This is a genomic window from Thaumasiovibrio subtropicus, assembly GCF_019703835.1.
In the GTDB taxonomy this organism is placed as follows: Bacteria; Pseudomonadota; Gammaproteobacteria; order Enterobacterales; family Vibrionaceae; genus Thaumasiovibrio; species Thaumasiovibrio subtropicus.
Window position 1 is genome coordinate 3,558,783 of sequence record NZ_AP023054.1, and the last position, 23,663, is coordinate 3,582,445.

Annotated in this window: 12 protein-coding genes, 3 tRNA genes, 6 rRNA genes and 1 pseudogene; 4 read left to right on the plus strand and 18 right to left on the minus strand. The window is 48.3% G+C overall.

Going from position 1 to position 23,663, the window contains the following annotated elements:
- Positions 1-15: 15 nt before the first annotated feature.
- Positions 16-636, minus strand: a complete 621-nt coding sequence (locus TSUB_RS16000; protein WP_159065004.1) for a hypothetical protein — start codon at positions 634-636, stop codon at positions 16-18.
- Positions 637-668: 32 nt separating this feature from the next.
- Entirely contained in the window at positions 669-2,687 is a 2,019-nt protein-coding gene (gene rep, locus TSUB_RS16005; protein WP_087024727.1) for a DNA helicase Rep, read from the minus strand.
- Positions 2,688-2,945: 258 nt separating this feature from the next.
- Here rep and ubiK point away from each other — a divergent pair, with 258 nt between their 5' ends.
- Positions 2,946-3,212 carry a ubiquinone biosynthesis accessory factor UbiK gene (gene ubiK / locus TSUB_RS16010; RefSeq protein ID WP_087024729.1) on the plus strand — a complete coding sequence of 89 codons (267 nt, stop codon included), beginning with the start codon at positions 2,946-2,948 and terminating at the stop codon, positions 3,210-3,212.
- Between the two features lie 91 nt (positions 3,213-3,303).
- Here ubiK and ilvC read toward each other — a convergent pair whose 3' ends face one another.
- A complete protein-coding gene (gene ilvC, locus TSUB_RS16015; RefSeq protein ID WP_087024731.1) occupies positions 3,304-4,788 on the minus strand; it encodes a ketol-acid reductoisomerase in 1,485 nt (494 codons plus the stop codon).
- Positions 4,789-4,926: 138 nt separating this feature from the next.
- Between ilvC and ilvY the strand changes: the two genes are divergently transcribed.
- Positions 4,927-5,799, plus strand: coding sequence for an HTH-type transcriptional activator IlvY (gene ilvY, locus TSUB_RS16020; protein ID WP_087024733.1), 873 nt, complete (start codon positions 4,927-4,929; stop codon positions 5,797-5,799).
- Here the strand turns inward: ilvY and TSUB_RS16025 are convergent, their stop codons facing one another.
- The 11 genes and pseudogenes from TSUB_RS16025 to TSUB_RS16075 form a co-directional block, all read right to left on the minus strand.
- Complete coding sequence (locus tag TSUB_RS16025) at positions 5,800-7,059, minus strand: TraB/GumN family protein (protein WP_087024735.1); 1,260 nt, start codon at positions 7,057-7,059, stop codon at positions 5,800-5,802.
- A 299-nt stretch (positions 7,060-7,358) separates the two neighbouring features.
- Positions 7,359-8,392: pseudogene (locus TSUB_RS16030) on the minus strand (IS630 family transposase).
- Between the two features lie 209 nt (positions 8,393-8,601).
- Positions 8,602-8,678, minus strand: a tRNA-Asp gene (locus TSUB_RS16035).
- A gap of 56 nt (positions 8,679-8,734) precedes the next feature.
- Positions 8,735-8,850, minus strand: a 5S ribosomal RNA gene (rrf, locus tag TSUB_RS16040).
- An 87-nt stretch (positions 8,851-8,937) separates the two neighbouring features.
- Positions 8,938-11,821 (minus strand): 23S ribosomal RNA (locus TSUB_RS16045).
- Between the two features lie 248 nt (positions 11,822-12,069).
- Positions 12,070-12,145, minus strand: a tRNA-Ala gene (locus tag TSUB_RS16050).
- A 45-nt stretch (positions 12,146-12,190) separates the two neighbouring features.
- A tRNA-Ile gene (locus TSUB_RS16055) sits at positions 12,191-12,267 on the minus strand.
- A 71-nt stretch (positions 12,268-12,338) separates the two neighbouring features.
- A 16S ribosomal RNA gene (locus TSUB_RS16060) occupies positions 12,339-13,890 on the minus strand.
- A 375-nt stretch (positions 13,891-14,265) separates the two neighbouring features.
- A 5S ribosomal RNA gene (gene rrf, locus TSUB_RS16065) occupies positions 14,266-14,381 on the minus strand.
- Positions 14,382-14,470: 89 nt separating this feature from the next.
- Positions 14,471-17,355, minus strand: a 23S ribosomal RNA gene (locus TSUB_RS16070).
- Between the two features lie 343 nt (positions 17,356-17,698).
- Positions 17,699-19,250 (minus strand): 16S ribosomal RNA (locus TSUB_RS16075).
- Together the 16S, 23S and 5S rRNA genes with 3 tRNA genes alongside form the textbook arrangement of a ribosomal RNA operon.
- 500 nt (positions 19,251-19,750) lie before the next feature.
- Here TSUB_RS16075 and TSUB_RS16080 point away from each other — a divergent pair.
- Positions 19,751-20,284 (plus strand): gamma carbonic anhydrase family protein, encoded by a 534-nt coding sequence (locus TSUB_RS16080; RefSeq protein WP_087023559.1) that lies wholly within the window; start codon positions 19,751-19,753, stop codon positions 20,282-20,284.
- A 66-nt stretch (positions 20,285-20,350) separates the two neighbouring features.
- Here the strand turns inward: TSUB_RS16080 and TSUB_RS16085 are convergent, their stop codons facing one another.
- From TSUB_RS16085 to tsaC, 4 genes are read right to left on the minus strand one after another with little or no spacing between them, the layout of a single operon-like run.
- On the minus strand, positions 20,351-20,614 hold the full coding sequence (locus TSUB_RS16085) for a DUF1488 family protein (RefSeq protein ID WP_087023561.1): 264 nt from the start codon (positions 20,612-20,614) through the stop codon (positions 20,351-20,353).
- Between the two features lie 11 nt (positions 20,615-20,625).
- Complete coding sequence (gene aroE, locus TSUB_RS16090) at positions 20,626-21,450, minus strand: shikimate dehydrogenase (RefSeq protein WP_087023563.1); 825 nt, start codon at positions 21,448-21,450, stop codon at positions 20,626-20,628.
- Positions 21,451-21,483: 33 nt separating this feature from the next.
- Positions 21,484-22,407 (minus strand): oxygen-dependent coproporphyrinogen oxidase, encoded by a 924-nt coding sequence (gene hemF / locus TSUB_RS16095; protein ID WP_087023565.1) that lies wholly within the window; start codon positions 22,405-22,407, stop codon positions 21,484-21,486.
- Between the two features lie 42 nt (positions 22,408-22,449).
- Positions 22,450-23,004: an L-threonylcarbamoyladenylate synthase type 1 TsaC gene (gene tsaC / locus TSUB_RS16100; RefSeq protein WP_087023567.1), complete on the minus strand. Its 555-nt coding sequence runs from the start codon at positions 23,002-23,004 to the stop codon at positions 22,450-22,452.
- 168 nt (positions 23,005-23,172) lie between these two features.
- Between tsaC and purE the strand changes: the two genes are divergently transcribed.
- Positions 23,173-23,661, plus strand: a complete 489-nt coding sequence (gene purE / locus TSUB_RS16105) for a 5-(carboxyamino)imidazole ribonucleotide mutase (RefSeq protein WP_087023569.1) — start codon at positions 23,173-23,175, stop codon at positions 23,659-23,661.
- Positions 23,662-23,663 lie beyond the last annotated feature (2 nt).

The window sequence follows — 23,663 nt, forward strand, 5'->3', positions numbered from 1 at the left end:
TCAAACAAAGCCGGGCTATTGCCCGGCGTTGTTTTGCGTATGCCCACTAGAATTCATCGAATCATCTGCGGCTTGTCGTAAGATTGCATTGACAGCAGCTTCAAATCTATCTTTTTCTGCACCATCACAACCGTAAATCTTGACGACTTTTCCTCGAACGATATGGATTGTTTGGCAACTACCTTCTAAAGTGTTCTGAAAAAAATACTGAACTAGCCCCTCTCTATTTCGCGTTACCCGCAAACGAATATCACTTGGCTCCATACGTGGATAATAATCGTAATCATCAATAAAACCATCAGGATCATCCGTGAGTTTCCAGTCTTTATGACTCAATGCCGACTCTTGGTAATAAACTCGCCAAACATGCTGAAAGTCATTTTGCTTAGCTAAAGCTAGTTCATATTGATGGACTTCACGAAACAGCTCTAGAACACTCTGAGGTGGTGACGTAACCACATACCTCAAAGAAATTCGATAGCCACCCCCACTATACACAAGCGCATCTTCACCACGTATCAACAAGGCACCTTCAGAAGGCTCAATATGCGTAGCGATAGGAACAGGGTGAATGGCAAACGTATTAGGCTCTTTTCGATAAACACCAAGTAAGAGAGTAAAGACAACCAATAACATGATTACCTGCACTTCTCGACGCCGTAAGTTCATCACTTTTTAAACAGACTCGCGCGCAGGTTAGCAATCGTATTCTGTCCTTTCTGCATCCGCTCTTCCGCTGTCACTTTCGGCTTATCGCGCTCATACTGGAGATCATCTTGCGGGAGTTCATCTAAGAATCGGCTAGGCTCTGGCTTGATCAGCTCGCCAAATTGACGCCGTTCTTTACACAGCGTGAAGGTCAACTCGCGTTGCGCTCGCGTAATACCCACATACGCAAGGCGACGCTCTTCTTCAACGTTGTCTTCATCAATGCTGACTTGGTGAGGCAAAATTCCTTCTTCCATGCCGATCAGATAAACATAGGGGAACTCTAAACCTTTCGATGCGTGCAGAGTCATCAACTGCACCTGATCAGCGTCATCATCCTCTTCACCTCGCTCCATCATGTCGCGAAGCGTTAAACGCTGCACAACCTCTTTCAAGGTTTTCTCTTCTTGGTCGTAATTGTCACCTTCTAAATCGGCAACAATCCAACTATAGAGATCAGAGACATTTTTCATCCGCATCTCTGCGGCTTTTGGACTCGCTGAAGTTTCGTACAACCAATCTTCGTAGTTGATATCTCGTACCAAGGCACGCACAGCGGCAACCGTATCACCGCGTTCCGCGTTGTCAGCTAAACGCACCACCCATTCGGTGAATTTTCGTAGTGATTCGAGCCCGCGCCCTTTGAGATGATGCTCTAACCCCAGCTCAAAACTTGCCTCAAATAGGCTCTTACCTCGCATATTTGCGTAGGTGCCTAATTTTTCTAGGGTAGCAGGACCAATTTCACGGCGTGGTGTATTGACGATACGTAAAAACGCGTTGTCATCATCATGGTTAGTCAATAAGCGTAAGTACGCCATGATGTCTTTAATCTCTGCACGCGAGAAAAAGGACGTTCCCCCAGAGATCTTATAGGGCACGCGGTTTTGCATCATGGATTTTTCGATCAAGCGTGACTGGTGGTTACCACGATAAAGAACGGCATAGTCTTTGTAATCATGGTTATTCATGAAACGATGGGCAATCAGCTCGCCGACCACACGCTCTGCTTCATGCTCTTCATTATTGGCTTTGAGCACTTTCAGGGGTTCGCCTTCACCCAGTTCTGAAAAGAGTCGCTTCTCGAAGAGGTGGGGGTTGTTCGCAATCAAGATATTCGCGCTTTTTAGAATGCGCTTTGTCGAGCGATAGTTTTGCTCTAGCTTAATCACCTTTAGCGCAGGAAAATCTTTTTGCAATAAGCCAAGATTCTCAGGTTGGGCTCCGCGCCAGCTATAAATCGACTGGTCATCATCCCCAACCACAGTAAAGCGGGCACGCTCGCCAACCAATAGCTTGACTAACAAGTACTGGCTGGTGTTGGTATCTTGATACTCATCGACCAATAAGTAACGAATGCGATTTTGCCACCGCTCCTTCACTTCGGGATGCAACTGCATTAACAACACTGGCATCAATATCAGATCATCAAAATCGAGGGCGTTATAGGCCTTCATCTGCTTTTGATACATGTCATAACAAAAAGCAAAGAGTTGCTCTTTCTCGCCTTGCGCATGCACTTTTGCCTGTTCTGGAAGCAGCATGGCATTTTTCCAATTGGAGATAGTGTGCACAAGTTGGCTAAGCAGATCTTTGTCATTATCGAGCTGCTTTTCCGTTAGCTCTTTAAGGAGGGCCATTTGGTCTTGGTCATCAAACAACGAAAAGTTACTTTTCAAGCCAAGTAACTTATATTCTCGCTTGATGATATCCAACCCCAAGGTATGAAACGTCGACACCATTAGCCCTTTGGACTCTTTCTTTCCTAAGGTTTGCCCGACGCGCTCTTTCATCTCACGCGCCGCTTTGTTGGTAAAGGTGACCGCGGCAATATTGCGGGGTTTATACCCGCATTGCTGAACCAAGTAAGCAATTTTATTGGTGATAACACGTGTTTTGCCTGAACCAGCACCTGCTAAGACAAGGCAAGGGCCCGAGACAAATTTCACCGCTTCATCTTGGCTAGGGTTAAGTTTCATTGCGCTATCACCTTTCTATCAATTCGGTCTGCATTGTAGTGACCTGAGCGATAAAGTCTACGCTGATCACCAAGGGATGTCTCAGTTCAAAGTCTTACCCTGAACCTAGACCACAATGCGATACGTAAGCAAAGCAAGGTAACGATTCCCAACATCACCTAGCGAACATCGCGCTTTTTTAGAATAAATGATCAACGCCTCACGACATCAATCGAGGCTTTGCTTACAATATGGCAAGAATGATTAAGGAGTGACGACATGATCGACCCGAAAAAATTAGAACAGCTTGCAAAACAGATTCAAGATGCAATGCCTCAGCCAGTGAAAGAGCTCGGCAACGATGTTGAGACGAAAGCCAAGCAAGTCATCCAAGCACAGCTGAGCAAGTTGGATGTGGTTAGCCGCGAAGAATTTGACGTACAAACCCAAGTGTTGATGCGTACTCGCCAAAAACTGACTGAGCTCGAAGCGAAATTCGCTGAGTTAGAAGCAAAGCTGACAGAAACAGAAGAGAAAAGCGACTAACACGCCTTGCGTTTACAAAGACACGCGGACGAAAAAGCCCGGTACTATTAATACCGGGCTTTTTAACAAACCGTGCTTAAGGGTATGAGTTTTAACCGCCTACGGCGATATCTTTCATATCTGTCATGTAACCGCGTAGTTCTGTACCAATCCACTCTACAGGATGGTTACGAATCGCCTCGTTGACTTTAATTAGCGTGCTGTTATCAACTTGATTGCTCGTCTCACCTAGGCCTTTACCGATAACATCAGTACCGACATCTGACATGAACTTCTCACGGAGAAGCGGTGTTGCTACATTAGCGAACAAGTAGTTACCGTACTCTGCAGTATCAGAGATAACCACGTTCATCTCATAAAGACGCTTACGAGCAATCGTGTTAGCAATCAATGGTAATTCATGCAGAGACTCATAGTATGCTGATTCTTCAATAATGCCAGAGTCCGTCATTGCTTCGAACGCAAGCTCAACACCCGCTTTAACCATCGCAACCATCAAGATGCCGTTATCAAAGTACTCTTGCTCAGGGATCTCAACGTCACTCTCAGGGTAGTTTTCAAAGGCCGTTTCACCAGTCTCTTCACGCCATTTGAATAGGTTGACATCATCATTAGCCCAATCAGCCATCATGGTTGCAGAGAATTCACCTTGAATGATGTCATCCATGTGCTTGTTGTATAGCGGGCGCATTAGCTCTTTTAGCTCTTCAGCAAGCTCAAATGCTTTTAGCTTACCTGGGTTAGATAGGCGATCCATCATGTGCGTGATGCCACCGAACTTCAGTGCTTCGGTGATGGTTTCCCAACCGTATTGCAGAAGCTTACCGGCGTAACCCGCATCAATACCTTCAGCAACCATCTTCTCATAACAAACGATAGAGCCCGCTTGTAACATACCACAAAGGATAGTCTGCTCACCCATAAGGTCTGATTTCACTTCAGCAACGAATGAAGACTCTAGAACACCCGCGCGATGGCCACCCGTTGCCGCTGCCCATGCTTTCGCAATTTCAAAACCTTCGCCTTTTGGATCATTCTCAGGGTGAACGGCGATAAGTGTAGGTACACCAAAGCCACGCTTGTACTCTTCACGCACTTCAGTCCCCGGACACTTAGGAGCAACCATAACAACAGTAATATCTTCACGGATCTGTTGGCCAACTTCGACGATATTAAAGCCATGTGAGTAACCTAAAGCCGCGCCTTGCTTCATCAAAGGCATCACAGTCTCAACAACATTAGAGTGCTGTTTGTCTGGCGTAAGGTTAACGACTAGGTCTGCTTGAGGGATTAGCTCTTCGTAACTACCCACGACAAAGCCATTGTCAGCCGCATTATGGTAAGACTGACGTTTCTCATCGATAGCAGCTTGACGCAATGCATATGAGATATCGAGGCCAGAGTCACGCATGTTTAAGCCTTGGTTTAAACCTTGCGCACCACAGCCAACAATGACCACTTTCTTGCCTTTGAGGAAATCCGCTTCGGTCGCAAACTCGTTACGATCCATAAAACGACATACACCTAGCTGTGCTAATTGTTGACGTAAGTTCAACGTATTAAAGTAATTGGCCATCTCACATATCTCCGTAAATTATTGTCCGTGTAGGTATTTTCACCCGATAACCAGAGTCTAATGCAGGTCTTTCGTTGCTTAAAGTGATATATTAACAACAACATCTTGCAATAAATGCAACATAGGCCGAACAGGACGATGAATCTAAAAAACCTACAACTCTTTGTCCACCTTTGCGATTCAAAGAGCTTCAACCAAACCGCGCAGCAAAATCATGTCAGTCCTTCGACTTTAAGTCGCATTATTCAACGCTTAGAAGGTGATGTGGGCCAAACACTGTTTATTCGTGACAATCGCAGTGTCGAACTCACGATGGTCGCTAAGAAGATGTATCCATTAGCAGTGAACATGCTCTCTGAGTGGCAGCACCTCAGGCAGATAACACAGGATGATGATACTTTGTTGCAAGGTGAAATACGTATGTTCTGTTCAGTGACCGCAAGCTACAGTCACCTACCTACCGTATTAAATCAGTTCAGACTCAATTACCCGCAGATAGAAATAAAACTCACCACAGGCGATCCTGCAGGCGCGATAGATCGGGTGCTCAATGATGAAGTAGATATTGCGATTGCTGCACAGCCAGATCAAATCCCAAGTAAACTGGCATTTAATACAATAGGTGATGTAACTATGTCGGTCATTGCACCTACCCTCTCGACTCAATTTAGCAAACAGCTGCAGCAACCCGCTGCGAGCTGGCGAGACGTGCCCTTTATTGTTGCAGATTCAGGTACAGCTCGTGACAGAGCGGAACAATGGTTTAAGCAACAGAAGCTTAAACCCGCTATTTATGCGCAAGTTGAAGGCCATGAAGCGATAGTAAGTATGGTCGCATTGGGGTGCGGTATTGGAATAGCACCTGATGTCGTCATCGACAACAGCCCAGTGAAAGATAAAGTTGAACGACTCAAAGTTGCGTCGGTTTCACCAATGAAACTAGGGCTCTGCTGCCTTAAGAAGCGCGCAGCAGAGCCGCTGCTACAAGCCATGCTGGCTCTTGTTAGTTAACTACCGCGCTGTCGCAGCTCGCTCAACCGGAATGTTAAGCAAACCATCTGCAACAGAGCTTGGTGATGCAACCATAAATCCTAGATTTTGAGGACGGTGAAGTTCGTGGGCACCATCCAATACTGTTAAATCAATGATTGCATTAGGAATGCCTGCTCGGTACAAACGAGAAGCTAAATGGCTACTGTCTACCTGAAAAGTGAATTTTTCGCTCTCCCATCGCCACGACTCCGGTATTGGTGGTGCGTTCCATCCATGTGAATTTAGCACCCATAGGGCATATGACGAGATCTCTGGCTCCAATTTCAAATAAGCACTAAACATGGAGCCGTGCATCTTAGTAGCATGGATATTATGCCCCCATACTGCCATTTGGGTATCACCGAGTCCAAACCATTCGTCACGCAACCAGCGCAAGTTATCGGCCGATTGTGCATCAGCATAATGGTAAGCCTCATTATTGAAATTAGTAACAGCATGCGCTTGCATACTCCTCACCTGCTGAAGCCAGTAGCTCGCATACGATCGAAAGTCTCTTGGGTTTTCGGGATCATAAGGCGGGACCACCTCCAATGCTTTTTGCTTTACTAAACGCGGTTCAACAGCTTGCAAAGCGGCTAACAGACGATTATGCAGAGCAAGAGTGTAGTCTACCCCCGTGTACCAGGGGCAGGCCATGATTGGAGCTATCTCCTTTACTTCCCGCAACTCATCCGCTTTGAGGCCATTATCGAGCAGGTACGTTTCCAATTCCTCATACATAACGCTACAGCCTGGATCGCTGCTTATCCGTGATTCATAGCCAACCAAGATTAGCGGATGCGAGGACTGATCGACACTATTAACATATTCAAATAGATAACCAACCTCATTACTATGCCTTAACATAAAGTGAAAATTGGCGTCAGGCCCGACGACGCCATCCTGAAGCGCTTGCTTCCCGGTAAGATAGTTTTGCCAGGCGACCAATCCATCATAAAGCCCTGACTCCATCGCGATAAAACCAAGCTCTCCCTGATCATGCATCGCCTTTAAAAGTCGGCTCTTGGTTTCAAAGGTAGCTCCACCTTGATGTGAAGCCTCCCCCAAACCAATAAGCTGATACTTGCTTAATAATTCTACAATGGGTTGCAAGTCACTCGCTGGTACATCAAAACGATCTGATATTGGATAGTAATCAAAAGGGTCCAGTGACTCTTCTGATGAGTTACACCCCATTAATAATAAAACGCATAATAAGAGATAGCCAAGCCTAGTCATTGCTCATCCTTAAACAGTGAAATCCCAGAATATTAGACACAATAAACAACTGATTGCATATCCATATTTGATGAGCACTCGATCAACGGTGCGGAATTATCGAGGCGAACGTTAGTCATTACATTTATAAATAGATCCACGATTGCTTTTGTAACCGAAGATATTTGATAAAAGGTAAAATAGATAAACGAGTTTCAGTGAAGAGGCGAAGTTTCTGGCTTCGTAAATACAAATGGAAGATAGCAAAAACGATCTTTCGGTGGAGACGTCTGATCTTAGGCTTATACCAATCTGGAAAATTAACTGGTCAGTTTAATCCAGTCTCTGGTGCACATTTTGGTCACTCTATCTGCACGCTTCAAGAATCGATTCCATGCAGTGCATACTTTCGACACAATATCTTCGTAGTCGGTAAAACTCTGATTGGCAAGATAGTGTTGTCTGAGCCAACTCCACACTTGTTCTATAGGATTTAGCTCTGGTGAATATGGCGGGAGCTTGATGATACTGACATTACTGAACTGTTCTGCAATGTCATTTGTATGCCAGCCAGCGCCATCCATAATGATCACTGCGTGACGACCTTTTTCGGTCACCGCGGAGATCTGCTTAAGGTGCTCAACCATAATGTCCTTGTTAACCCAAGGAACGACCAGCGCCTCGCCAATACCTCTAGCGGGACATACTGAGCCAAACAAATACGCATATTCAAACTGCTGCTGTTTAACTGCTCTTGGTCTTGATCCCCGTTTAGCCCAAAGTCGAGTTGTCGTGTTTTGCTGACCAAATCTTGCTTCATCTTGAAACCAGACATCGACGTTATCAAGCCCCATGTGACCGGGGATCTTAAGGATCGTTTCAATTTTGAATTTTTTTAAAATCGTCTTGGGTTTGCTGGGATTGACGAGGGTGCTTGGAGCGTGATGTTATCCAAGAGAAGCCCATGTGACTAAGCAAATAGTAGATAGAGTCTGGGTGGTAGTGTTTACCAAACTCTTTCACGATATAAGCATGAATATCAGTACCTGTTAACCTCCCCAGATGAATCTTCGGCACGTGCCTTTATAAACAGGCTTAGCTGTTCACGTTGCTGAGTATTGAGGAATGCTGGGCGACCCGTTCTTGGTTTCTCTTGCAGCCCTTCAAGCCCTTCTTCAAGGAATGTTTGTACCCACTTATTCACACTCGTTCTGCTTACCTTAAGGAACTTAGCAATTTGGGTTCGAGAGTGACCATCTTTAAAGTGTGCCAATGCGAGCAATCGCATCTTCATCTGAATAGATTTTTGTTGGCTAGCAAGCTTTTTGAAATTAATGGTATCGAGGCTGTCCATAGCGTCTTTTTCATGAAGAAGTAACAGCCTCAATTAGATCATATTTTTACTTAGAATGGTATAACAGCCTCAATTAGATCATATTTTTACTTAGAATGGTATTAATATAAGTTTCGGAAGGGACTAGAACTGGACGCCACCAAAGTGCCAGCACTTTTGGGAACGTCAGATACATAAAAGCCCCGTCTTTCGACAGGGCTTAGTATAAGTGGCGGAGCGGACGGGACTCGAACCCGCGACCCCCGGCGTGACAGGCCGGTATTCTAACCAACTGAACTACCGCTCCACACGGTGCTTTGATTGAAGTCTTACACTTTCTGCTTCAAACAAGCGATGTTCAAAGCCTGGCGATGTCCTACTCTCACATGGGGAGGCCCCACACTACCATCGGCGCTATTGCGTTTCACTACTGAGTTCGGCATGGAGTCAGGTGGGTCCACAATGCTATGGTCGCCAAGCAAAATTTGTTCAAACTATGAAAACTGGCTAGTGTTCTTCTTCACATTCAAGCGCGATTAAGTCCGATAAAACACCTTGGGTGTTGTATGGTTAAGCCTCACGGGCAATTAGTACAGGTTAGCTCAACGCCTCACAACGCTTACACACCCTGCCTATCAACGTCGTAGTCTACGACAACCCTTTAGGACAGTTAAACTGCCAGGGAGAACTCATCTCAAGGCTCGCTTCCCGCTTAGATGCTTTCAGCGGTTATCGATTCCGAACTTAGCTACCGGGCAATGCGTCTGGCGACACAACCCGAACACCAGAGGTTCGTCCACTCCGGTCCTCTCGTACTAGGAGCAGCCCCTTTCAATTCTCCAACGCCCACGGCAGATAGGGGACCGAACTGTCTCACGACGTTCTAAACCCAGCTCGCGTACCACTTTAAATGGCGAACAGCCATACCCTTGGGACCGACTTCAGCCCCAGGATGTGATGAGCCGACATCGAGGTGCCAAACACCGCCGTCGATATGAACTCTTGGGCGGTATCAGCCTGTTATCCCCGGAGTACCTTTTATCCGTTGAGCGATGGCCCTTCCATTCAGAACCACCGGATCACTATGACCTGCTTGCACCTGCTCGACTTGTCAGTCTCGCAGTCAAGCGGGCTTATGCCATTGCACTAACCTCACGATGTCCGACCGTGATTAGCCCACCTTCGTGCTCCTCCGTTACGCTTTGGGAGGAGACCGCCCCAGTCAAACTACCCACCAGGCACTGTCCTCACCCCAGATAATGGGGCCAAGTTAGAACATCAAACATACAAGGGTGGTATTTCAAGGATGACTCCACGCTATCTGGCGACAACGCTTCAAAGTCTCCCACCTATCCTACACATGTAGGCTCAATGTTCAGTGCCAAGCTGTAGTAAAGGTTCACGGGGTCTTTCCGTCTAGCCGCGGGTACACAGCATCTTCACTGCGATTTCAATTTCACTGAGTCTCGGGTGGAGACAGCGTGGCCATCATTACGCCATTCGTGCAGGTCGGAACTTACCCGACAAGGAATTTCGCTACCTTAGGACCGTTATAGTTACGGCCGCCGTTTACCGGGGCTTCGATCAAGAGCTTCGACCGAAGTCTAACCCCATCAATTAACCTTCCGGCACCGGGCAGGCGTCACACCGTATACGTCATCTTTCGATTTTGCACAGTGCTGTGTTTTTAATAAACAGTTGCAGCCACCTGGTATCTGCGACTCCCGTTAGCTCCATCCGCAAGGGACTTCACCGACAGGAGCGTACCTTCTCCCGAAGTTACGGTACCATTTTGCCTAGTTCCTTCACCCGAGTTCTCTCAAGCGCCTTGGTATTCTCTACCCGACCACCTGTGTCGGTTTGGGGTACGATTCCTTACAATCTGAAGCTTAGAAGCTTTTCCCGGAAGCATGGCATCAATGACTTCACTGCCGTAGCAGCTCGACGTCGTATCTCAGTCTTAGGTGTCCGGATTTGCCTAAACACCCAACCTACATACTTGAACCTGGACAACCGTCGCCAGGCCCACCTAGCCTTCTCCGTCCCTCCATCGCAATTGTAAGAAGTACGGGAATATTAACCCGTTTCCCATCGACTACGCTCTTCAGCCTCGCCTTAGGGGTCGACTTACCCTGCCCCGATTAACGTTGGACAGGAACCCTTGGTCTTCCGGCGAGGGGGTTTTTCACCCCCTTTATCGTTACTCATGTCAGCATTCGCACTTCTGATACCTCCAGCATGCCTTACAGCACACCTTCAACAGCTTACAGAACGCTCCCCTACCCAATACACATAAGTGCATTGCCGCAGCTTCGGTTTACTACTTAGCCCCGTTACATCTTCCGCGCAGGCCGACTCGACCAGTGAGCTATTACGCTTTCTTTAAATGATGGCTGCTTCTAAGCCAACATCCTGGCTGTCTGAGCCTTCCCACATCGTTTCCCACTTAGTAGTAATTTGGGACCTTAGCTGGCGGTCTGGGTTGTTTCCCTCTCCACGACGGACGTTAGCACCCGCCGTGTGTCTCCCGGATAGTACTTACTGGTATTCGGAGTTTGCAAAGGGTTGGTAAGTCGGGATGACCCCCTAGCCTTAACAGTGCTCTACCCCCAGTAGTATTCGTCCGAGGCGCTACCTAAATAGCTTTCGGGGAGAACCAGCTATCTCCAGGTTTGATTGGCCTTTCACCCCCAGCCACAAGTCATCCGCTAATTTTTCAACATTAGTCGGTTCGGTCCTCCAGTAAGTGTTACCTCACCTTCAACCTGCCCATGGCTAGATCACCTGGTTTCGGGTCTACACCCTGCAACTGTACGCCCAGTTAAGACTCGGTTTCCCTACGGCTCCCCTATGCGGTTAACCTTGCTACAGAATGTAAGTCGCTGACCCATTATACAAAAGGTACGCAGTCACCCCGAAGGGCTCCCACTGCTTGTACGTACACGGTTTCAGGTTCTATTTCACTCCCCTCACAGGGGTTCTTTTCGCCTTTCCCTCACGGTACTGGTTCACTATCGGTCAGTCAGGAGTATTTAGCCTTGGAGGATGGTCCCCCCATATTCAGACAACGTTTCACGTGCGCCGTCCTACTCGATTTCACTGATAAGGGATTGTCGGTTACGGGGCTATCACCCTGTATCGCGGCACTTTCCAGAGCCTTCACCTAATCCCAAGCCAGCTTAAGGGCTACTCCGATTTCGCTCGCCGCTACTTTCGGAATCTCTGTTGATGTCTTTTCCTTCGGGTACTTAGATGTTTCAGTTCCCCGAGTTCGCCTCATAACGCTATGTATTCACGTTATGATGACCGCTTATGCGGCCGGGTTTCCCCATTCGGAAATCCATGAGTATAGTGACTCTTACCGTCTTCTCATGGCTTATCGCAGGTTAGCACGTCCTTCATCGCCTCTGACTGCCAAGGCATCCACCGTGTACGCTTAGTCACTTAACCATACAACCCCAAGGGGTTTTGTATGACAGCAACCAAGGTTTACATGTTTTCGCCGGACTCAATACAAGACACTTGAATGTGTTTGTTGTATTTACTTGCGTAAATACATTTGAGAACTTGTTCATTTTTCAATGAACGATTCAATCTATCGATTGAATTTACTAGTCAGCTTTCCAGTTTGTTAAAGAGCATGTGAATCTATCAAAGACCACTTTTTAAATATTCTCTGCGAGAAAACACTTAAAGAGTGGTGGAGCTAAGCAGGATCGAACTGCTGACCTCCTGCGTGCAAAGCAGGCGCTCTCCCAGCTGAGCTATAGCCCCATCATTGAATGACCTTAGTCGTACCACCATCTCTGGGAGGAGAAGTGGTGGGTCTGAGTGGACTTGAACCACCGACCTCACCCTTATCAGGGGTGCGCTCTAACCACCTGAGCTACAGACCCATCTAAGGCATTCTTTCACATTACGACCAAGCAATCTGTGTGGACACTGCATTTAACAGCAGTCTTATCGTTAAGGAGGTGATCCAGCCCCAGGTTCCCCTAGGGCTACCTTGTTACGACTTCACCCCAGTCATGAACCACACCGTGGTAAACGCCCTCCCGAAGGTTAAGCTATCTACTTCTGGTGCAGCCCACTCCCATGGTGTGACGGGCGGTGTGTACAAGGCCCGGGAACGTATTCACCGTAGCATTCTGATCTACGATTACTAGCGATTCCGACTTCATGGAGTCGAGTTGCAGACTCCAATCCGGACTACGACGCACTTTTTGGGATTCGCTCACTTTCGCAAGTTGGCCGCCCTCTGTATGCGCCATTGTAGCACGTGTGTAGCCCTACTCGTAAGGGCCATGATGACTTGACGTCGTCCCCACCTTCCTCCGGTTTATCACCGGCAGTCTCCCTGGAGTTCCCACCCGAAGTGCTGGCAAACAAGGATAAGGGTTGCGCTCGTTGCGGGACTTAACCCAACATTTCACAACACGAGCTGACGACAGCCATGCAGCACCTGTCTTACAGTTCCCGAAGGCACACTCGAATCTCTTCAAGCTTCTGTAGATGTCAAGAGTAGGTAAGGTTCTTCGCGTTGCATCGAATTAAACCACATGCTCCACCGCTTGTGCGGGCCCCCGTCAATTCATTTGAGTTTTAATCTTGCGACCGTACTCCCCAGGCGGTCTACTTAACGCGTTAGCTCCGAAAGCCAGTGTTCAAGACACCAACCTCCAAGTAGACATCGTTTACGGCGTGGACTACCAGGGTATCTAATCCTGTTTGCTCCCCACGCTTTCGCATCTGAGCGTCAGTCTTTGTCCAGGGGGCCGCCTTCGCCACCGGTATTCCTTCAGATCTCTACGCATTTCACCGCTACACCTGAAATTCTACCCCCCTCTACAAGACTCTAGCCTACCAGTTTCAAATGCGGTTCCGAGGTTAAGCCCCGGGCTTTCACATCTGACTTAACAGACCGCCTGCATGCGCTTTACGCCCAGTAATTCCGATTAACGCTCGCACCCTCCGTATTACCGCGGCTGCTGGCACGGAGTTAGCCGGTGCTTCTTCTGCAGCTAACGTCAAATCTAGCAGGTATTAACTACTAAACCTTCCTCACTGCTGAAAGTACTTTACAACCCGAAGGCCTTCTTCATACACGCGGCATGGCTGCATCAGGGTTTCCCCCATTGTGCAATATTCCCCACTGCTGCCTCCCGTAGGAGTCTGGACCGTGTCTCAGTTCCAGTGTGGCTGATCATCCTCTCAAACCAGCTAGGGATCGTCGCCTAGGTGAGCCGTTACCTCACCTACTAGCTAATCCCAACTGGGCCCATCCTAACGCGAGAAGCCCGAAGGTCCTCCTCTTTGCTCCGTAGAGATTATGCGGTATTAGCCATCGTTTCCAATGGTTATCCCCCTCGTTAGGGCAGGTTCCCAGCCATTACTCACCCGTCCGCCGCTCGACGCCCTTAACGTCACCCGAAGGCTCAGTTAAGTCGTTTCCGCTCGACTTGCATGTGTTAGGCCTGCCGCCAGCGTTCAATCTGAGCCATGATCAAACTCTTCAATTAAAGATTTTTGATTTGGGCTCAATGAATACTGATATTCACTACCGAAGTAATGAACGAATTGACTGTGCTAAGACCGAAGTCTTAATTTGGTCACTAGTATCATCGATGCCATATTTGCTTTCACTTTTTAAAAGTGAAGACAAACAGTTTTGACTATCTATTCAACGAGTGCCCACACAGATTGCATGGTCATATTGTTAAAGAACGTTGACTTTCAATGCGTTAGCCTTGTTGGCTTCAGCAAGTCAGGAGGCGTATAATACGCTGCTCTGATTTTAAGTCAAGATAAGATTCTCGATTTTTTGAAAATCTTATGTTGACTCCGCTCGCAAGCGAAATCACTTTCTTCTTAGATAAAAAGAAAGAAAATTCAAAGCCTGGCGATGTCCTACTCTCACATGGGGAGACCCCACACTACCATCGGCGCTATTGCGTTTCACTACTGAGTTCGGCATGGAGTCAGGTGGGTCCACAATGCTATGGTCGCCAAGCAAAATTTGTTCAAACTAGGAAAGCTGATTCGTCTTGCTCTCAACACACTCAAGCACGATTAAGTCCGATAAAACACCTTGGGTGTTGTATGGTTAAGCCTCACGGGCAATTAGTACAGGTTAGCTCAACGCCTCACAACGCTTACACACCCTGCCTATCAACGTCGTAGTCTACGACAACCCTTTAGGACAGTTAAACTGCCAGGGAGAACTCATCTCAAGGCTCGCTTCCCGCTTAGATGCTTTCAGCGGTTATCGATTCCGAACTTAGCTACCGGGCAATGCGTCTGGCGACACAACCCGAACACCAGAGGTTCGTCCACTCCGGTCCTCTCGTACTAGGAGCAGCCCCTTTCAATTCTCCAACGCCCACGGCAGATAGGGGACCGAACTGTCTCACGACGTTCTAAACCCAGCTCGCGTACCACTTTAAATGGCGAACAGCCATACCCTTGGGACCGACTTCAGCCCCAGGATGTGATGAGCCGACATCGAGGTGCCAAACACCGCCGTCGATATGAACTCTTGGGCGGTATCAGCCTGTTATCCCCGGAGTACCTTTTATCCGTTGAGCGATGGCCCTTCCATTCAGAACCACCGGATCACTATGACCTGCTTTCGCACCTGCTCGACTTGTCAGTCTCTGCAGTCAAGCGGGCTTATGCCATTGCACTAACCTCACGATGTCCGACCGTGATTAGCCCACCTTCGTGCTCCTCCGTTACGCTTTGGGAGGAGACCGCCCCAGTCAAACTACCCACCAGGCACTGTCCTCACCCCGGATAACGGGGCCAAGTTAGAACATCAAACATACAAGGGTGGTATTTCAAGGATGACTCCACGCTATCTGGCGACAACGCTTCAAAGTCTCCCACCTATCCTACACATGTAGGCTCAATGTTCAGTGCCAAGCTGTAGTAAAGGTTCACGGGGTCTTTCCGTCTAGCCGCGGGTACACAGCATCTTCACTGCGATTTCAATTTCACTGAGTCTCGGGTGGAGACAGCGTGGCCATCATTACGCCATTCGTGCAGGTCGGAACTTACCCGACAAGGAATTTCGCTACCTTAGGACCGTTATAGTTACGGCCGCCGTTTACCGGGGCTTCGATCAAGAGCTTCGACCGAAGTCTAACCCCATCAATTAACCTTCCGGCACCGGGCAGGCGTCACACCGTATACGTCATCTTTCGATTTTGCACAGTGCTGTGTTTTTAATAAACAGTTGCAGCCACCTGGTATCTGCGACTCCCGTTAGCTCCATCCGCAAGGGACTTCACCGACAGGAGCGTACCTTCTCCCGAAGTTACGGTACCATTTTGCCTAGTTCCTTCACCCGAGTTCTCTCAAGCGCCTTGGTATTCTCTACCCGACCACCTGTGTCGGTTTGGGGTACGATTCCTTACAATCTGAAGCTTAGAAGCTTTTCCCGGAAGCATGGCATCAATGACTTCACTGCCGTAGCAGCTCGACGTCGTATCTCAGTCTTAGGTGTCCGGATTTGCCTAAACACCCAACCTACATACTTGAACCTGGACAACCGTCGCCAGGCCCACCTAGCCTTCTCCGTCCCTCCATCGCAATTGTAAGAAGTACGGGAATATTAACCCGTTTCCCATCGACTACGCTCTTCAGCCTCGCCTTAGGGTCGACTTACCCTGCCCCGATTAACGTTGGACAGGAACCCTTGGTCTTCCGGCGAGGGGGTTTTTCACCCCCTTTATCGTTACTCATGTCAGCATTCGCACTTCTGATACCTCCAGCATGCCTTACAGCACACCTTCAACAGCTTACAGAACGCTCCCCTACCCAATACGCATAAGCGCATTGCCGCAGCTTCGGTTTACTACTTAGCCCCGTTACATCTTCCGCGCAGGCCGACTCGACCAGTGAGCTATTACGCTTTCTTTAAATGATGGCTGCTTCTAAGCCAACATCCTGGCTGTCTGAGCCTTCCCACATCGTTTCCCACTTAGTAGTAATTTGGGACCTTAGCTGGCGGTCTGGGTTGTTTCCCTCTCCACGACGGACGTTAGCACCCGCCGTGTGTCTCCCGGATAGTACTTACTGGTATTCGGAGTTTGCAAAGGGTTGGTAAGTCGGGATGACCCCCTAGCCTTAACAGTGCTCTACCCCCAGTAGTATTCGTCCGAGGCGCTACCTAAATAGCTTTCGGGGAGAACCAGCTATCTCCAGGTTTGATTGGCCTTTCACCCCCAGCCACAAGTCATCCGCTAATTTTTCAACATTAGTCGGTTCGGTCCTCCAGTAAGTGTTACCTCACCTTCAACCTGCCCATGGCTAGATCACCTGGTTTCTGGGTCTACACCCTGCAACTGTACGCCCAGTTAAGACTCGGTTTCCCTACGGCTCCCCTATGCGGTTAACCTTGCTACAGAATGTAAGTCGCTGACCCATTATACAAAGGTACGCAGTCACCCCGAAGGGCTCCCACTGCTTGTACGTACACGGTTTCAGGTTCTATTTCACTCCCCTCACAGGGTTCTTTTCGCCTTTCCCTCACGGTACTGGTTCACTATCGGTCAGTCAGGAGTATTTAGCCTTGGAGGATGGTCCCCCCATATTCAGACAACGTTTCACGTGCGCCGTCCTACTCGATTTCACTGATAAGGGATTGTCGGTTACGGGGCTATCACCCTGTATCGCGGCACTTTCCAGAGCCTTCACCTAATCCCAAGCCAGCTTAAGGGCTACTCCGATTTCGCTCGCCGCTACTTTCGGAATCTCTGTTGATGTCTTTTCCTTCGGGTACTTAGATGTTTCAGTTCCCCGAGTTCGCCTCATAACGCTATGTATTCACGTTATGATGACCGCTTATGCGGCCGGGTTTCCCCATTCGGAAATCCATGAGTATAGTGACTCTTACCGTCTTCTCATGGCTTATCGCAGGTTAGCACGTCCTTCATCGCCTCTGACTGCCAAGGCATCCACCGTGTACGCTTAGTCACTTAACCATACAACCCCAAGGCGTCTTTATTTCACTTTAGAAAAGTGAAGACACATAGGCGTATAGCAAACAACCAAGGTTTACATGTTTTCGCCGGACTCAATACAAGACACTTGAATGTGTTTGTTGTATTTACTTGCGTAAATACGATTTGAGAACTTGTTCATTTTTCAATGAACGATTCAATCTATTCGATTGAATTTACTAGTCAGCTTTCCAGTTTGTTAAAGAGCATTAAAGCAAACAGCTTTAATCAATAGCACTTGCTATTCATTAAGGCTTTCTGCTTTGTTCTTACATTATTACCAAGCAATCTGTGTGGACACTGCATTTAACAGCAGCCTTATCGTTAAGGAGGTGATCCAGCCCCAGGTTCCCCTAGGGCTACCTTGTTACGACTTCACCCCAGTCATGAACCACACCGTGGTAAACGCCCTCCCGAAGGTTAAGCTATCTACTTCTGGTGCAGCCCACTCCCATGGTGTGACGGGCGGTGTGTACAAGGCCCGGGAACGTATTCACCGTAGCATTCTGATCTACGATTACTAGCGATTCCGACTTCATGGAGTCGAGTTGCAGACTCCAATCCGGACTACGACGCACTTTTTGGGATTCGCTCACTTTCGCAAGTTGGCCGCCCTCTGTATGCGCCATTGTAGCACGTGTGTAGCCCTACTCGTAAGGGCCATGATGACTTGACGTCGTCCCCACCTTCCTCCGGTTTATCACCGGCAGTCTCCCTGGAGTTCCCACCCGAAGTGCTGGCAAACAAGGATAAGGGTTGCGCTCGTTGCGGGACTTAACCCAACATTTCACAACACGAGCTGACGACAGCCATGCAGCACCTGTCTTACAGTTCCCGAAGGCACACTCGAATCTCTTCAAGCTTCTGTAGATGTCAAGAGTAGGTAAGGTTCTTCGCGTTGCATCGAATTAAACCACATGCTCCACCGCTTGTGCGGGCCCCCGTCAATTCATTTGAGTTTTAATCTTGCGACCGTACTCCCCAGGCGGTCTACTTAACGCGTTAGCTCCGAAAGCCAGAATTCAAGATTCCAACCTCCAAGTAGACATCGTTTACGGCGTGGACTACCAGGGTATCTAATCCTGTTTGCTCCCCACGCTTTCGCATCTGAGCGTCAGTCTTTGTCCAGGGGGCCGCCTTCGCCACCGGTATTCCTTCAGATCTCTACGCATTTCACCGCTACACCTGAAATTCTACCCCCCTCTACAAGACTCTAGCCTGCCAGTTTCAAATGCGGTTCCGAGGTTAAGCCCCGGGCTTTCACATCTGACTTAACAGACCGCCTGCATGCGCTTTACGCCCAGTAATTCCGATTAACGCTCGCACCCTCCGTATTACCGCGGCTGCTGGCACGGAGTTAGCCGGTGCTTCTTCTGCAGCTAACGTCAAATCTAGCAGGTATTAACTACTAAACCTTCCTCACTGCTGAAAGTACTTTACAACCCGAAGGCCTTCTTCATACACGCGGCATGGCTGCATCAGGGTTTCCCCCATTGTGCAATATTCCCCACTGCTGCCTCCCGTAGGAGTCTGGACCGTGTCTCAGTTCCAGTGTGGCTGATCATCCTCTCAAACCAGCTAGGGATCGTCGCCTAGGTGAGCCGTTACCTCACCTACTAGCTAATCCCAACTGGGCCCATCCTAACGCGAGAAGCCCGAAGGTCCTCCTCTTTGCTCCGTAGAGATTATGCGGTATTAGCCATCGTTTCCAATGGTTATCCCCCTCGTTAGGGCAGGTTCCCAGCCATTACTCACCCGTCCGCCGCTCGACGCCCTTAACGTCACCCGAAGGGTCAGTTAAGTCGTTTCCGCTCGACTTGCATGTGTTAGGCCTGCCGCCAGCGTTCAATCTGAGCCATGATCAAACTCTTCAATTAAAGTTTTGTTGGTCTTTCGACCGGCTCAATGAATACTGATATTACTTATTGCTAAGTAATGAATTGACTGTGCTAAGACCGAAGTCTTAATTTGGTCACTAGTATCATTGATAAATCTTTAGACTATCTATTCAACGAGTGCCCACACAGATTGCATGGTCATATTGTTAAAGAACATACTGCTTAATCTTAATTTTTAAGGCTTTCGCTCATAATCTTAAGCAGGGTTGGCATTTTAGCTAATTAACAAAGTGTGTCAAACACTTTATCGATTTAATTTTCTAAACAGCCTAATTTTTACCGCTTGGCTAGCTCTCTTCCGAGCCGCTCTCCGTGTCGGTGAGGCGGCATTATAGAGATCTAAATCACACTGACAACCCCTTTTTTGAAGTTTTTTTAAAAAAGCTTACCAACAGGTTACTATTCCAACGAATCGCTAGTTTTAGCAGCAAAATAGGCTATTTTAGCCATAGGTAAATGTCATTAATGGAGCCTGTTGAATGAATTCCCACATTAGACCTTATAAAAACATATCTCCTATCTTTGACCAAAGTGTCTTTGTCGATAGCAGCGCGGTAATTGTCGGCGATATTCATTTAGGTATAGATAGCAGTGTTTGGCCTCTGGTTGCAGCGAGAGGTGATGTTAACCATATTCGTATCGGTGAACGCACTAACATTCAAGATGGTAGCGTCTTGCATGTTACCCGTGTGAGTGAACAAAACCCAAAGGGCTACCCACTTATTATTGGAGATGATGTGACAGTGGGTCATAAAGCCATGCTGCATGGCTGTACTGTCGGAAATCGCATTCTCATCGGGATGGGCGCTATCATACTTGACGGCGCAGTGATCGAAGATGATGTCATTATTGGTGCAGGGAGTTTAGTTCCCCCTGGCAAGCGATTAGAAAGTGGCTACCTTTATGTTGGCAGCCCTGTTAAAGCGGCACGACCACTGAAAGAAGCAGAGTTATCCTTTCTCCCTGCATCCGCAGACAACTACGTCCGGCTAAAAAACGAGTATTTAGCCTAATCGAGATCATAAAGCACAAAGCCGCGCAGGTGAAATGCGCGGCTTGTTATCGACCCGAATTAAGAACTACTTGATCACGACACGCCCGTCGGTATCAAAATCTTCATCTTCAATCCGCTCTTCAGCAATTTCCTCTAGGTCAAAGCGCGAGTCACTAAACTGTGCCAATATCTCTTGTTCATTGCTTAGCGGCTTCCCCGCCGTCATAACTAGCCAGTGAGTTGAGACAAAACACTCAATGAGCGCACCAGACTGTTGCGCTGGAAAAATCACGCCAGCGTTGACCGCATCATAGGTTTGTATATCTGGAAAGAGTATAGACTGGTTCATTCATTCACTATTTATTGTTGAAGTTGACGACGTAACTCTCGCAACACTTGGTTTGTACCTGGACGAAGGCCACGCCAAAGCATAAAACTCTCAGCAGCCTGACCAACCAGCATACCTAGGCCATCAATCACCTGCTTAGCGCCATTATTCAGCGCCCACTGATTAAACGCTGTTGTTTCAGCACGGTAAACCATGTCATAGCAAACGACATTTGGGCCAATAACACTTGCGCTAATCGCCGGAATATTGCCGGAAAGCCCAGCAGAGGTTGAGTTAATCACCACATCGACGGCACAGTTGCCAACTTCTGCCAAGCTGATCGCTTTGACATCACCATGCTCAGCAAACATCTCCGCTAACTGGCGCGCCTTCGCTACTGTTCGGTTTGCTATAGTAATGGATGCTGGTTGCTGCTCTAAGAGTGGCAACACCACACCACGCGCAGCCCCTCCTGCACCAAGTACTAAGAGGTGAGCCCCCTTCAAGGTCACTTGATTTCGAAGCAAATCTTGAACGAGCCCTTCACCATCGGTGTTATCCCCTAATACCCCACCATCATCGAGTCTTTTCAGAGTATTTACCGCTCCAGCCAAGCGCGCGCGTTCCGTCAACTGCGTAGCAAACTCAAACGCCGCCTCTTTAAAAGGGGCGGTAATGTTGCATCCTTTACCACCTTCCTTAAAGAAGTGCGTGACGGAATCAGTAAACTGAAGATCATCTTCTTCAAACTGAGCCGTGTATTCAATTGACTGTGCCGTTTGGCGAGCAAACATCGTATGTATCAGCGGTGACTTACTTTGGGCTATTGGGTTGCCGTAAACGCGATATCTATCCATATATCATTCCTTCTCGTCCTTTCTCAGCACACTTTACCACGCACGTGGTTGCAAATACTCATCATATAAACGTGCTTCCGGACTGCCCGGCTCCGGTGTGTAGCTGTATTCCCAGCGAGCGAGTGGAGGCATCGACATCAAAATAGATTCCGTACGCCCTTTGCTCTGCAACCCAAACAAGGTGCCACGATCGTAAACCAAGTTAAACTCGACATAACGACCACGACGGTAGAGTTGAAACTCTCGCTCTCTTTCTCCATACGGCATCGCCTTACGCGCAGCTACGATCGGTAAGTAAGCGTCTAAGTAACCTTCTCCCACCGCTTGAATGTACTCGAAACTCGGCTGAAAGCCCCACTCATTAAGATCATCAAAGAAAAGACCACCCACACCACGTGTCTCATCCCGATGAGGTAAATAGAAATATTCGTCACACCATTTCTTGTGTGATGCGTACACACCCTCACCAAACGGTGTGCAGAGCTCTTTCGCGACCTGATGCCAGTGTTGGCAATCTTCGTCAAAAGGATAAAAAGGCGTCAGATCAAAACCACCACCAAACCACCAAACAGGCGCTTCTCCCTCTTTTTCTGCAATGAAAAAGCGCACGTTTGCGTGAGAGGTTGGAACATAGGGGTTGTTAGGATGGACAACAAGAGAGACGCCCATCGCTTCGAAGGAACGACCGGCGAGCTCAGGGCGATGGGCCGTCGCCGATGGAGGCATCTTAGAGCCAAACACATGTGAAAAGTTAACGCCCGCTTGCTCGAATACTTCCCCATGGCGCAGCACTCGTGTTCGCCCGCCACCGCCTAAAGCATCCGTACTCTCTCGCTGCCAAGCATCTTCAACAAATGCTTGTTTACCGTCTTCTATCGCGAGCGCATCACAAATCTGATCTTGAAGCGCCAATAGGAACGTCTTTACTGCCTGTTTATCAATTTTTTGCTCTGACATTGCCTTCTTTTCACTCTGTTCTTATTGGTGGAGGTGAGCTACTTAGCCTTGACGAAAAACCTTTCCTGTCTGTGCATCTCGGATCTCTGAAGGGTTCTCTCGCCCTCCTGTCTCACCTGAAAACAGCACAACTTTATCGCCCAGCTGTTCTACAACCTCTTCCGACGTGCGACAAGGTGGCTCTCCGGTTAGATTAGCACTCGTAGATGTAATCGGTTTTCCATAAGCACGGCATAGTGCTTGAACCAAGGGATGATCACTCACGCGAACCGCAATAGTATCAAACTGTCCGGTTAAAAACTGAGGGACGGTAGGTTTAGCAGGCATCACCCAGGTGACCGGACCTGGCCAAGTGTCAGCAATCGTCGCACGTTGCGATTCAGATAGCTGACTATCATCAATATAGTCTTGAAGCTGCGCATAATCCGCTGCGATAAGAATGAGGCCTTTTTCGACTGGACGTTGTTTGAGCGCTAATAAACGCTGAACCGCTAGCTCACTATCCGGATCACACCCTACACCAAAAACGGCTTCTGTCGGATAGGCAATCACGTTGCCAGACTTTAGCGCATCAACTACTTGAGAGAGATTATCCAAGGTTCCATTCCTACTTTGTTAAATTCGTGTTTCGTAGTGTAGCCATTTCCATTGTTCGGCACCATGCTCATGCTGCTCTCACCTTGACGCAAACGTTTTCCTTCCGCGAAAATCCCCGTATAATGCGCGCAGATTATCTTCACGCTTAACACATTTAAGGAGTTCGGGATGAAAGTTGGAATTATCATGGGGTCAAAGTCGGACTGGCCTACAATGCAGCACGCTGCAGAAATGCTAGATCGCTTCAATGTCCCTTATGAAACCAAAGTGGTTTCAGCACACCGTACCCCTCAATTACTGGCTGAGTATGCAGAGAGCGCAGCTGAGCGTGGCATCAAAGTGATCATCGCAGGTGCTGGCGGTGCCGCACATCTTCCCGGTATGACGGCTGCATTTACTAGCTTGCCTGTACTTGGTGTCCCTGTTCAATCACGTGCGCTAAAAGGCATGGATTCACTCCTTTCCATCGTGCAAATGCCAAAAGGGGTTGCCGTAGGGACTTTGGCGATTGGCGATGCAGGAGCTGCCAATGCTGGCCTACTAGCCGCACAAATCCTTGCCACACATGATGCTGAGTTAATGAAAAAAGTGGATGCATTCCGCAAAGAGCAAACAGACACCGTACTGGCAAACCCAAATCCTGCTGAGGACGCGTAATC

Excerpts from the sequence above, each read along its gene's own strand:
- aroE (WP_087023563.1), bottom strand. The coding sequence starts at position 21,450 with ATGGATAGATATCGCGTTTACGGCAACCCAATAGCCCAAAGTAAGTCA.
- hemF (WP_087023565.1), bottom strand. The coding sequence starts at position 22,407 with ATGTCAGAGCAAAAAATTGATAAACAGGCAGTAAAGACGTTCCTATTG.
- rep (WP_087024727.1), bottom strand. The coding sequence starts at position 2,687 with ATGAAACTTAACCCTAGCCAAGATGAAGCGGTGAAATTTGTCTCGGGC.
- TSUB_RS16000 (WP_159065004.1), bottom strand. The coding sequence starts at position 636 with ATGTTATTGGTTGTCTTTACTCTCTTACTTGGTGTTTATCGAAAAGAG.
- ilvY (WP_087024733.1), top strand. The coding sequence starts at position 4,927 with ATGAATCTAAAAAACCTACAACTCTTTGTCCACCTTTGCGATTCAAAG.
- TSUB_RS16025 (WP_087024735.1), bottom strand. The coding sequence starts at position 7,059 with ATGACTAGGCTTGGCTATCTCTTATTATGCGTTTTATTATTAATGGGG.
- ubiK (WP_087024729.1), top strand. The coding sequence starts at position 2,946 with ATGATCGACCCGAAAAAATTAGAACAGCTTGCAAAACAGATTCAAGAT.
- TSUB_RS16085 (WP_087023561.1), bottom strand. The coding sequence starts at position 20,614 with ATGAACCAGTCTATACTCTTTCCAGATATACAAACCTATGATGCGGTC.
- purE (WP_087023569.1), top strand. The coding sequence starts at position 23,173 with ATGAAAGTTGGAATTATCATGGGGTCAAAGTCGGACTGGCCTACAATG.
- ilvC (WP_087024731.1), bottom strand. The coding sequence starts at position 4,788 with ATGGCCAATTACTTTAATACGTTGAACTTACGTCAACAATTAGCACAG.
- TSUB_RS16080 (WP_087023559.1), top strand. The coding sequence starts at position 19,751 with ATGAATTCCCACATTAGACCTTATAAAAACATATCTCCTATCTTTGAC.